This window comes from Hyunsoonleella rubra (genome assembly GCF_042684665.1).
Taxonomy (GTDB): Bacteria; Bacteroidota; Bacteroidia; order Flavobacteriales; family Flavobacteriaceae; genus Jejuia; species Jejuia rubra.
On sequence record NZ_JBHULY010000005.1, the window covers coordinates 149,818 to 162,122 of the forward strand.

Annotated in this window: 11 protein-coding genes; 4 read left to right on the forward strand and 7 right to left on the reverse strand. The window is 37.2% G+C overall.

Annotated features, from left to right (window positions below):
• Positions 1-154: 154 nt before the first annotated feature.
• Positions 155-3,289: a UvrD-helicase domain-containing protein gene (locus tag ACFSR8_RS01550; RefSeq protein WP_380288356.1), complete on the reverse strand. Its 3,135-nt coding sequence runs from the start codon at positions 3,287-3,289 to the stop codon at positions 155-157.
• Positions 3,290-3,413: 124 nt separating this feature from the next.
• Between ACFSR8_RS01550 and ACFSR8_RS01555 the strand changes: the two genes are divergently transcribed.
• Positions 3,414-4,022: a superoxide dismutase gene (locus tag ACFSR8_RS01555; protein WP_186561190.1), complete on the forward strand. Its 609-nt coding sequence runs from the start codon at positions 3,414-3,416 to the stop codon at positions 4,020-4,022.
• 427 nt (positions 4,023-4,449) lie between these two features.
• On the opposite strand, the gene ACFSR8_RS01560 is transcribed toward ACFSR8_RS01555, so the two are convergent.
• From ACFSR8_RS01560 to ACFSR8_RS01580, 5 genes are all read right to left on the reverse strand, one after another.
• Complete coding sequence (locus ACFSR8_RS01560) at positions 4,450-5,109, reverse strand: HD domain-containing protein (protein ID WP_380288359.1); 660 nt, start codon at positions 5,107-5,109, stop codon at positions 4,450-4,452.
• A 66-nt stretch (positions 5,110-5,175) separates the two neighbouring features.
• Positions 5,176-6,177, reverse strand: a complete 1,002-nt coding sequence (locus ACFSR8_RS01565) for an acyl-ACP desaturase (RefSeq protein WP_380288361.1) — start codon at positions 6,175-6,177, stop codon at positions 5,176-5,178.
• Positions 6,178-6,187: 10 nt separating this feature from the next.
• Entirely contained in the window at positions 6,188-6,925 is a 738-nt protein-coding gene (locus ACFSR8_RS01570; RefSeq protein WP_380288363.1) for a lysophospholipid acyltransferase family protein, read from the reverse strand.
• Between the two features lie 25 nt (positions 6,926-6,950).
• Positions 6,951-7,349 carry a hypothetical protein gene (locus ACFSR8_RS01575; protein WP_380288365.1) on the reverse strand — a complete coding sequence of 133 codons (399 nt, stop codon included), beginning with the start codon at positions 7,347-7,349 and terminating at the stop codon, positions 6,951-6,953.
• 142 nt (positions 7,350-7,491) lie between these two features.
• Complete coding sequence (locus tag ACFSR8_RS01580) at positions 7,492-7,902, reverse strand: BrxA/BrxB family bacilliredoxin (RefSeq protein ID WP_380288367.1); 411 nt, start codon at positions 7,900-7,902, stop codon at positions 7,492-7,494.
• Between the two features lie 135 nt (positions 7,903-8,037).
• Between ACFSR8_RS01580 and ACFSR8_RS01585 the strand changes: the two genes are divergently transcribed.
• From ACFSR8_RS01585 to ACFSR8_RS01595, 3 genes are all read left to right on the forward strand, one after another.
• Positions 8,038-8,811, forward strand: a complete 774-nt coding sequence (locus tag ACFSR8_RS01585) for a TerB family tellurite resistance protein (protein WP_380288369.1) — start codon at positions 8,038-8,040, stop codon at positions 8,809-8,811.
• A 140-nt stretch (positions 8,812-8,951) separates the two neighbouring features.
• The gene (locus ACFSR8_RS01590) at positions 8,952-9,491 is read left to right on the forward strand and encodes an RNA polymerase sigma factor (RefSeq protein WP_380288371.1); all 540 of its coding nucleotides are present in this window, start codon (positions 8,952-8,954) and stop codon (positions 9,489-9,491) included.
• Between the two features lie 11 nt (positions 9,492-9,502).
• Positions 9,503-11,257 (forward strand): energy transducer TonB, encoded by a 1,755-nt coding sequence (locus tag ACFSR8_RS01595; protein ID WP_380288373.1) that lies wholly within the window; start codon positions 9,503-9,505, stop codon positions 11,255-11,257.
• 604 nt (positions 11,258-11,861) lie between these two features.
• On the opposite strand, the gene ACFSR8_RS01600 is transcribed toward ACFSR8_RS01595, so the two are convergent.
• A complete protein-coding gene (locus ACFSR8_RS01600) occupies positions 11,862-12,275 on the reverse strand; it encodes a HEAT repeat domain-containing protein (RefSeq protein WP_380288375.1) in 414 nt (137 codons plus the stop codon).
• Positions 12,276-12,305 lie beyond the last annotated feature (30 nt).

A 12,305-nucleotide genomic window follows, 5' to 3' on the forward strand; every position in this document is an offset into this window, starting at 1 on the left:
AGTGTTAATTGTGAACAAAAGTAAGTTGTTAAATGTTATTAACAAAGACAAATATATAAAAAAATTGCAGACTACCTTTATTCATGGGTATTTCAGAATGATTTTAGATAATACGCCTTTTGAACGTTGCAATTCGTCTGGTCAAAGCTCCTGCCTAAAAGGATTTAATCGATAATGTGTCATTAATATATACCAAAATCCCCTTTTCCACTTTAATATTCATGGCTTCAAGAGCGTCCTTATATATCTGTAATTGTTGCGCATGACTTTTGTCTTCAGTCCCCGTTTTGTAGTCTAGAATTACAGCTTCTTTCTTTTTGTTAATGACAATCCTATCTGGCCTTAAAACGATGCCCTCTTTTGAAATTATATCACGTTCATTATATATGGTAAGACCAGGCTGATAATATGGCTGAAGAAGCGGATGTTCCACAATTTGGGTAATTGTGGTGACTAGGCTCTTTGCCTGGTCATCATTTATCGTAGCCGAATTTTTAAAATCGGTAATAACGAAATCAATATCGAGTTTGGTCTTTATTTGTGCCAAAATATCGTGTACCAGATTACCACGCTCAATAGCGGCCTGTTGTTTAGTATCCCATAAATTGCCCGATCTGGTGACCACTTTTATGTTGTGCATTGACTTGTCGGTAGAGATGAATTCCTCAAGGATTTGGGTTTCTGATGAAATTTCATTATCATTACTTATTACCTCATTGGAGTTTCCAAAGTTGTAAATTAACTGTTCATCGTTCCAGATTCCCGAATGTTGTAAATATGAAATCAGCAATCCAGAATATTTTCTGGTATTTGCTTCCCCTTTTGAAGAAATGTCTTTTGAGGAAATCACATACAATTGAACCACAGCACGGGTAAGTGCCACATACAATAAATTGATATTGTCCAGTTCCAATTCAGATTGATGTCTTTTGAAAATAGATTTGCCTTGTTCTCCAAAATGTTCAAAGTCCTTAGAATAGTTCAATAGTGCATGCGAAAAACCTTGATATTCCTCCTTTTCCAGATCAATCCATTCTTTTGGCTCAATTTCCCTGTAAATATCCAGATCAGCATATGGGAATATCACCACAGGAAATTCTAGACCCTTCGATTTATGGATGGTCATTATCTGAACCGCATTTTGCCCTTTTGGAGCAATGATACTAAGGCTTTCTTTTTTCTGATTGAAATATTCCAGGAATGAGGAAACATCTGCACCCTTCTTCTGCGAAAACTCCAAAACTATATCCAAATAAAATTGAATATATGCATTTGAAGTTTCAACTAAATTAAATGTTCTTACGATGGTTTCGGCCAAATCATAAAGGGGCAGTTGTAATAACTTAATTGGATCGACAATTATGTTAAAGGCTTCCAGTTTTCTGAACAAACCGGACAAAGACAAGTCAATATGCGTTTTGAAAAACGCATGTTTGTCTTCAATATTAAAAAGTGTGGCCAGGTAATTGAGCATACTAACCTTAACTTCATTGTTTTTTGGTTGGATCAAAAGTGTCAAAAGGTCGTTCACAAATCTAACTTCTGAGGAATTGTCAATTAATAAAGTTTCCGAGGACACAATGGGGATGTGGTGTCCACTTAAATAACTGGCCACGGCTACACCCTCTTTCTTCTTTCGGGTCAGCACGCAAATATCCTTCAGCTTAAATCCGTTTTCAAGGCAGGAGTTTATGGTGCGCAATACTTGTTCCGGAAAAAATTCATCCCTATCGTCTTCTTTTTCAATATCTAAAAAAGCCAGACTCACAAAGCCTTGCCCGTTCTTTGTGATGCCCTGTGGCGCAGTTCTATAAAGGAGTGAATAGTTTTCTTCCTGAAATACCTGAGTTCCCAAAAACTGAAAAAAGCCATTGTTAAAGTTGACCACCTCCGGATAACTTCGATAATTGGACGGCAGGTTTTTTACCTGTTTTTCCACCTGAAAGGGGTTGCCTGCATTAAACAAATCTATGAACTGCTCAGCCCTACCACCGCGCCAGCGGTAAATGGCCTGTTTGGCGTCGCCTACCAATAGGGCGCCCCCGCCTTCTGCAGAAAGAGCATTTTCCAACAGTGGGATTAAATTTTCCCACTGCATCACTGAAGTATCCTGAAATTCGTCAATAAAATAATGTTTGAATTTCTCTCCAATACGTTCATATATAAAAGGCGTGGGCTGTGCTTTTATTTCTTTGCTGATGATAGTATTAAATTCAGAAATCAGCATTTTATTCTGTTCTTCTTTAATAGCCGAAAGTTCTTTGTTAATGGCATTTAAAACAGAAAGCGGGGTTATGTTTTTATAAATTGCTTTGAAAAACTTCAGTTGGTAAACATGTTTTTTTGTGGCCTCGAAAAAGGAAGCAATTTCAGGTTGAATCTGTTCAATTGTTGAGGCAATATTAGGTGAAACCCTTTTAGGGTAAAGGGTTTTATTTGCTAAATCTTCTTGCCATTTGGATTCATAACCAACATCAAAATTACCTTTGGATAATTTTTGGAAATGTTTTGGCAAATACGCTCCCGAAAAGTCACCGTGTTCCAATCCTGCTTCGGCAATCAAAGTAAGGGCGTTTTTAGCACCTTCAACTATAGACGTTTCGGTTGCCAAAATAGAGGTTTTTAATTGTACTTTTAGGGCTTTAAAATCATCTAGCGTTTTGTCTTTCAGAGCTTCTATAAAGGATTTATCATTTTCGTTTAGGAGTAATTTTGCTATCTTATTTAAGTCGTAAGAAATGTCCCAGCTTTTGTCGTCGTCAGCCTTTTCAATGGAAAAATCTACCAATACTTTGGTCAGTTCGTCATCGGTCCCCGCATGTGAGATTAAGCTATCCACGGCTTCATTTAGTAGCGAGTCTTGGTCCAATTCCACTTCAAAATTTACGGGTAGTTTCAAATCAAAAGCAAAAGTCCTGATCAATTTATGCGTAAAACCATCGATGGTGGAAATATCAAATGCCGCATAATTATGCAAAATACTATTAAGTAGTGTTTTTGATTTTTGGTGTAGTACTTCGTCTGGTATTTGCAGTTCCTCACATAAGGCAGCAAACATGCTATTGGAACTCTTTAAAATGCTTTCGTCCGAAAACTGTTTAAGCGTTTCGATGATACGCTCTTTCATTTCGGCAACGGCCTTGTTGGTATAGGTGATGGCTAATATGCGCCTATAAGGTTGGGGCTGTTCTGAGGCAAATAAAACCTTAAGATATTCCTTAACGAGCGTATAGGTTTTACCACTTCCTGCTGAAGCATTGTATATGGTGAATGGAGCGGTTTTTGGCATGCAACTAAATTTGATACAAGATAAAAACTATCAATGGACTTATAGCAATTAATTATTTTTTATTGACTGCTATTATGTGTAAATTTGACTGAAAATAAATACTAATAAAAAAATCAAAATAATTATGGCTTTCGAATTACCGAAATTAGGATATGCATATGATGCTCTAGAACCACATATGGACGCAAGAACGATGGAGATACACCATTCAAAGCATCATGCTGGATATACCAATAATTTAAATAACGCGATTTCAGGAACTGATTTGGAGGGAAAGTCCATTGAGGATATTCTTGAAAATTTAGATATGAGCAATGGGGCCGTTAGAAATAATGGCGGTGGATTTTACAACCACTCATTATTTTGGACAGTCATGAATCCAGAAGACAGAGGCTATCTTTCAGGCGAATTAAAGGATGCCATTGAGGCTACCTTCGGATCAAAGGACAGTTTTATTGAGGCGTTTTCTAAAGCGGCAGCAACGAGATTCGGTTCTGGTTGGGCTTGGTTGTGCGTGCACAAAGGAGGAAAGATTGAAATTTGCTCAACACCAAACCAAGACAACCCTTTAATGCCAGGTGTAGGTTGTGGCGGTACTCCAATTTTAGGATTGGACGTTTGGGAGCACGCGTATTACTTGAACTACCAAAACAGACGTCCAGATTACATTAAGGCCTTTTTTAATGTCATCAATTGGAACGAAGTTGAGAAACGTTATGCCGACGCTAAATAATTAGGGCGTTTGCCAAAGGAGAGAAAAAAACTGCTTCCTGAAAAGAAGCAGTTTTTTTATGAAATAGATTTTTGAGGGTTGTAAATAAAAACAGCCTCCATAATATATTATGGAGGCTGTTTACATTAACACTTAAAATTTACATTATTTTCTAAATCACTTTAAACCAAAGTAATAACAACGCAGTTATTACAGGTAAAACTAGAAATAAGGCTATGATAAATAAAATGGGGTATTCCATATTAATTTCCTTATCTCTACTTGCCAAATTTTTTGCCGTCTTTTTCATGCCTAAGAGATTTAAAAGTTAGACATTTCAAAAATACGCCTCAATTAAAAGCTTTAAAACAACTATTTTAATGGGTTTGTATGTTAAATTACCCCTAGGAATCAATCCAGTTCCTTTTCCGGGTAATTTAGAATAATTTTAGATGTTGCCATTCCATTCGTCATCAAATTGTTTGAGGTAAAGTAGCATAAACTGATGGCGTTTTTCTGCGAGCTGTTTTCCGGTTTTGGTATTCATTTTATCTTTTAGCAATAGCAACTTTTCATAAAAATGATTGATGGTAGGAGCGTTAGAAGATTTATACTCTTCTTTGGTCATGTGGAGTTTGGGTTTTATATCCGGGTTGTATAGTGCTCTGTTTTTAAAACCGCCATAGTTGAAGCACCGGGCAATCCCAATTGCGCCAATGGCATCCAATCGATCTCCATCCTGAACTACTTTTAATTCTGGTGAAGTGAATGTTTTGCTACCTTCCAGACTTGATTTAAATGAAATATTTTCAATGATGTTGACCACGTGCTCAATAATTTTGGAGTCCACATTCAATTTGAATAAAAATTCTCGAGCCATTTTTGGGCCAATCGTTTCATCCCCACCATGGAATTTACTGTCAGCAATGTCGTGCAATAAGGCTCCTAAGGACACTACAAGTACATCTACGGGTTCTTTTTTGGCAATAAGTAAGCTGTTTTTGTACACCCTTTCTGTATGAAACCAATCGTGGCCACCTTCAGCGTTGGTGAGGGCTTGCTTTACATATACTTTGGTTTTATTAATGATTTCTTTTGAAGCTGTCATAGGATAAAAATAAAAATTCCTTTCAGATTTGAAAGGAACTTATATTGATTTCATATTTAAGTCTTTTTATTTGGTTATGGCAGGCTCCACCCATTTAAACTGATACGAATTTTCTGGGATTTTCATGCGTTCAGCCAGACGGTACATTCTGGCTGGGAGTTTCATCAAATAATCCCGGGCTTTTTCGGCCTCATCCGTAAGGTTAGTGATTTTGTCAATTTCCCAGCGGTCTATCAACTTTTGCAGAATATCTACGTAGTCCCCGGAGGTATATACTCCGATGCGCTGTGCTGTATTAGAGAATTCTTCAAAAGCAGTGCTTATTTTATCCCCCGATTCCCTTAGGAAATGTGCTGGCATAGTAATTTTTTGTTTCATCATATAATGAAAGGCCATCATCATTTGGCTGGGATCTACCCTAAAAATACGTTCCACGAACTCTGAATAGGCATGATGGTGGCGCATTTCATCCCCTGAAATAATCTGACACATTTTAGACAATCGCTTATTGCCTTTTTTCTTTGCAATTCTTGCCACTCGATTATGCGAAACATAAGTAGCCAATTCTTGGAAACTGGTATAAACAAAGTTTTTATAAGGATCCCTATCGGTTCCAATATCAAAGCCATCGGCAATCAGATGCTGGGTGGTTCTTTCTATTTCGCGCATGTTTACGCGACCTGATAAATAAAGGTACTTGTTCAACACATCGCCATGGCGATTTTCTTCGGCGGTCCATTGCTTTACCCATTTAGACCAAGAATTGCCCCCTTCATCTACTTGATTAATACCTTCAACATCCATCAACCAAGACTCATAGGTGGGGAGCGCTTCTTCGGTAATCATGTCACCTACTAGTACCACCCAAAAGTCATACGGCAGTTCCTTTGCCAATTCACGTATTTCCCTAATTTCTTCAAAAAAACGCTCATCTTCAACTTCGGAATTCGGTAAAAAATCGGTAGGTTGCCAAATACTATCAATCGGGATCAAGTATTTTTCCATCAATGCATCCACATCTTTTTCCAAAAACTGCATCACTTCTAATCTCTTATTCTTTAAAGACATATTTGCTTTTTTAATGTTCAATATCCGCTTTAATAGTTTTTTCTATGGTATCAATTAAAGCCTGTTTATCCGTAAAGTTAGCCAATTCTAAGGGTTTATGCACCTTAAATTTTAAATGATTGCCCAATCCCATGGGAAATTTGCCGTAGCGTAACATTTTCCAAGAGTTATTTATGGTGACCGGAACTATTATCGCGGAAGGAATCTTTTTGAAAAGGATACCCAAACCTCTAGTTTGAAACGGTTTAGGGGTGCCGTCCTTACTTCGGGTGCCTTCGGGAAAAATGACAGCGGCCCGATTATTGTTTTCGATGTATTCACCAAATTTCATGAGTGCTGGCAAAGATTGTCTCGGATTTTTTCTATCGATTAGCGCTGCGCCTCCATGGCGCAAATTATAAGATACGCTGGGGATACCCTTACCTAGTTCAATTTTGCTGATGAATTTTGGGTGGTATCGTCTCATGAACCAGGTCAAAGGGTAAATATCGTGTAAACTTTGGTGGTTGGTGATGATAATTAATGGACGCTCTTTTTCTATGGGATACTCATTATAAAACGAAAATCGAGTACCTAAAATATTGGCACAGCGCATCAGGCAAAATTGTAAAATGTCCACACTCACTTTATGTGCCTGATACCCAAAAACGTTCAAACAGATCCATTGAATGGGATGAAACACCAGTAAAGTAAGCCCAAAACATATAAAATATATTATGGATATAGGGTATGACAACAGTTTTACCATGCCCCAAAAATAAAGAAACTATGGGTTAGTACACAGCCACACAAGTGTTATTTTCGCAGTTTATGCTAGTGGGTGGATTGGCCACGGCACAATCTGAGGCAACACCCCAATCCGTATTATAAATGGCTTCTTTTCTATTGTAACCTTCCACCATATTTTCAAGCCTTTCAGTATCAATTGACGTGGAATACACCAAATATTCCCAAGGGCCTCCGCAAGGTTTGCTGCCAAAGGCAATGAACTTGCAATCAAAAGTATCCCCGCAAACAGAAGTACCTGCCAAATCTTCAATTTCAGCTTTTAAGGTAGCTAATTCCTGTATTTCGTCCTCTTGGGTGAGCGGAGTAACATCATCTTCACATTGTGTGGATAATAATAAAAGGCAAAGAGGCGCTAGTAAATATTTAAATATTGATGGTTTCATTTTTGTAATTTACTATTTAGATGTTAAAATTTAAAAAGGGTTGCGTCATAGCAAAAAAAAACCACGATAAACGTGGTTTAAATTTTGAGAGTTTAAGTGTTCCCCCGTTTTCCCGACAACTTTCGGGATGGGAAGAGCTCATTTAACAGTGTTCATTATAAGCATCCATTAAGTTTTCTGCAATCAATTCAGCTGGGCGACCTTCAATATGGTGACGCTCCAACATGTGCACCAATTCACCGTCCTTAAACAAAGCCATACTTGGTGAGCTCGGCGGAAACGGAATCATATATTCTCTTGCCTTTTCAACGGCTTCTCTATCCACACCGGCAAATACAGTAGCAATGTGGTCTGGGCGTTTTTGATTTTGCAAACTCATTCTGGCACCAGGTCTTGCGTTGGCCGCTGCACAGCCACAAACGGAGTTTACCACTACCAAAGTAGTACCTTCTTTCGCCAAGGCCACATCCACAGCTTCTGCAGTTTGTAATTCTTCAAAACCTACATTGGTTAAATCCTCTCGCATAGGTTTCACTAATTCTGCTGGATACATATTTTTAAATTTTAATAATTAACGTTTTATGATCCGATAGACATCGGGGTGCAAAGATACCAATTGTGTAACAAAATTGGGAGTCAATCAACTAACAAATACTATATTTGGTCATAATTAAAATCTATAACTTACATGAGTTTTTCAAAATGGATAGGGGGTGCCATTGGATGGTCTTTCGGAGGGCCGATCGGTGCTATAATTGGGTTGGCGATTGGGAGCGTTATCGATTCAATGACCGATAATGGTCAACCGCTGTTGGGCGAAAGGCAAACTAGACGAAGAAGACGACCCACATATAGAACGCAACCGAGACAGCGCCCTGAGACTCAATCAGGTGATTTTGAGGTAAGCCTTTTAATATTAGCCTCTGTCATCATCAAAGCCGATGGAAAACAGGATAAAAGCGAGTTGGATTATGTACGCCAACAATTTGTCAACATGTACGGCAAGGAACGCGCCAACCATGCGTTTAAATTGTTTAAAGGGATCAGCAAGCAAAATGTGTCAGTCCGGCCTGTATGCCTTCAGATTAAGGCTATGATGGACCATGCCTCTCGATTACAATTAATTCATTTTTTATTTGGAATCGCTAAAGCGGATGGCACAGTTACTCAAGACGAAGAACGGCAAATCTATACCATGGCGGGCTATTTGGGAATTAGCTCTAGGGACTATGAGAGTATCAAAGCCATGTTTTACAATAGTAAAGACAACGCTTATAAAATTTTGGAAATTGAAAAAGATGCCACCGTAGATGAAATAAAAAAGGCCTATCGAAAAATGGCTAAAAAATACCACCCCGATCGTGTGATTCATTTAGGAAAGGAACACCGAGCAGGAGCCGAAGAAAAGTTTAGGCAAGTACAGGAAGCTTATGAGCAATTGCAGAAGGAGTTGCGGTTTTAGGCTTTTTGCCATTCTTGTGTGTCACCCTGAGCGCAGTCGAAAGGAAGGCAGGAATCTACATTAATAAATACTCTAAGTAAAAAAAATAAAAAAACAGGAGACCTTTTTGCGATTTGACCATTAAGTAATAAAGTAGTTTTATGAACGATAACAAAATCTTAGAACTTTTTAAAGAAGGTCAACGCGAAAAAGCTTTTAGTAGGTTATATAGTTTATATCCAAAAATTGAGGCTTTAATCCTTTCAAAAGGAGGGCAGAAACAGGATGCTTCTGATGTATTTCAGGAAGCTTTAATCATTCTGAACCGAAACCTGGAAAAATCAGATTTTAAGCTCACCTCTTCATTTTACACCTATTTGTACTCCGTATCCCGATTTATTTGGAAGGATACCCAAAAGATATTTTCAAAACAAGAACTACATGATTTAAACGATTCCGAAGTTGAACACTTCCACAGCGTTTTAGAGGAAAAGAAGTACCAACAAGCAGAACATGCATTTCTCGAATTAGGGAAACGATGTCAACAACTTTTACAACTGTTTTATCTCAAGGCGATGTCTTTTAAGGAGATAGCCCTTAAGATGCAATTCAAATCTGAAAAAATTGCAAAAAACCAGAAGTACAAGTGCTTAACAAAGGCAAAGGGCATCTATCAAACTAAGCAAACCGTTCAATCTTAATTCGCGAAATCATGGAAAATCAAATAGAAAATATAGAGCTAATTAATAGCTATTTAAACAAAGAACTTACGGGAAGTGCACGAACGGATTTTGAAAACAGATTAAAAACTGATGAAGATTTTAGATTATTATATCATGAGCATTTAGTTTTTTTGGAAGGGATAAAACGACAGAAGATTAAATACGATATTAAGGCAGGGAAACAAAGACATTTAAGAGGCAAATGGTTGCGCTATTTTGGTTTTAGCGGTTTTATTATCGTTTTGGTGGTTTTCAGTATTAATCTTTTTAATACTAAAACTAATGAGTTAAAGTCAAATGAATTGGATAAACCGGAAATAAAAAAAGATTCCGTTTTAGAAATAAATTCAAAAGTGGTTTCAGAGCGGAAAACGATTTTAAAAGACACTTTAAAAGTTCAAGCCATCCCACAAAAAAAGAACATAGCTACTATTAAAAATGAAATTAAAAAAGTAACCATAAAGATTCCAGAAAAACCATCTCAAAAGTTCATTATTGCAACAAAAAAAGATACTACAATAATTTGTAAAGAAGGTACTGAAATACGCATCAAAGCCAATTCTTTTGTTGAGCAAAATGGCAGTCCTGTCCCAGGGGAAGTAGATTTGGAAGTGACTGAATACTACAAGCTTTCAGATATAGTTTTGGCAAATTTATCTACACAATCCGATGGGAAACAGTTAGAAACCGGGGGTATGCTACATATTCAAGCTACTAAAGGAAAAGAAGCATTAAAGTTGAAAGAAGGAACCGGCATAGCCCTCCTTTTTCCAGAGAAAAGCCGAAAAAAAGGGATGCAACTGTTCACGGGCGAGTGGAGCGAGGGAATTATTAATTGGAAACTTCAAAAGAAAAACATTGTTGAAGTCGAGGATATTGAAATTGAAAAAGTTGAGGAGGACATTGAAGTGCCTTTTGCGGTAGTTGAGGAAGTCCCGGTATTTCCAGGGTGCGAAAATGGAAATAAAAATGACAAGAAAAACTGCATGTCGAAAAAAATATCCGATTTCGTAAGCAGAACATTTAATACAGAACTGGCATCGGAACTTGGACTATCAGGACGCCAGCGGGTCAATGTCATTTTTAAGATTGGCAAAACAGGGGGTATAACTGATGTACGCGCTAGAGCAAATCATCCCCTACTTGAAGAAGAAGCTAAAAGAGTCATTGGACTGTTACCAAAGATGAAACCCGGTATGCAAAGGGGCAGAACGGTAACAGTACCTTATTCTTTACCTATAATTTTTCAAGTTGAGGGCAATTCAAATTCTAGAGTTATTAGCACCAGAACAAGCTCAAGAGTAAATACACCAGTATCAGATTCTACGATTATTGAAAATGTTGGACAAAGAATTGCAAGTACAAAAACCAATATTTCTGCCTCTGAAATTAGCATTTATATACTCAGGAGTTCGGCACTAGGCTGGATTAACTGTGATAGATTTAGATATAATCGAAGTAGAATAAAGTATAAACTCAAAATTAAATCATCTGAAGGAGCCACGGTTAGCATGGTTTTTAAAACTGTAAATTCTGTTATGCCAAGTTGGAGAAGAGGCAATGAATATGATTTTAGAACCGTTCCTGAAGGAGAGGAGATTGTACTGGTAGCAATCAAAAAGGATAAAGGGAAATTATACTTTGATTTTGTTGAAACCACAACCCAAGCAAATCCTATAATAGATTTTAATTTTAAGGAGATAACCCCCGAGGAACTTAAAAGGCAGTTGCAAAAACTGAATTGATCTCCTTTTTTGACTGCTTCACACTCTAAGAAGGACGTTATAATTTAACATGTGTTCCTCATGATTCGAACTATTAATATCTAAATTAAATCACTGAATACAAGATGATTGTTATATTTTATTTTCGAAACACCCTCTTTAATTCTCCCTCAAGGGAGGAGCCCTGCTCGTAAAGCTGTCCCTTTGAGGGGACTTTAGGGGTGTTTTTTAGTTGGTCAACTGAAAATTAAATATTTTATATCGCACTCACGTTATTTTAAGCGTTATAATTCGCATCAATAAAAGCAATAGCCTGTTCCTGACTTAAAACTGCAAATTTTTCTTAACGCCTGTGTACATCCACAATTTCATCTAAAGCCTTTTGTACAAGCGCTTTGTTTTTCCAAGTATTGAGGTGCTCAATAACTGTTTGTAAACATCCATTTTTATAGGAAATTTGTCCTAAAACATGAATTAGGGTATCAGATACACGACGGGTTTCATCAAATTGAAGTTCCTTTAAAAGCGGTAAAATATCTTGCGGATGGGTGCGCCCGCGCAGTTCAATACCATGACAAATTTCACGGCGGATTTCCTTGTCGGGATGTTTTAAATACGTTTTTGCTCAGGCAAAAACGGGTTTAGGATTCTTTTCACCCATTTTTTTGACAGAACCGATAACTGCATTTCTAACGGAGTGGTGTTCATCAAACAAAGCAGTATCAAAAATATGTTGGACTTTTTCAAAATGGAACTTCCCAATTTCCCCAAAAGCATTTACAGCGGTTTGTCGCACTTTTTCCTTATCATGTTCTAATAACTTTTCTAAAGTTGAAAGTAGCTGTTTTTGAAGTTCGGGCCTTGCATAAAAGAGTTTCCCAATGGTCAGATATCCCGTTTTTCTGATATAGGTATCTTCATCTGAAAAATATGTTAAGATGTAATCAGTTTTATCGCTGGACAAATCACTTAAAATATCACGGTTAATTTTTTCAACTAGTTGGCCTCGTTCTTCTTTTGATAAATCATAAAACCTCATTTTTAAAATACTTTCATCATTAATATAAAA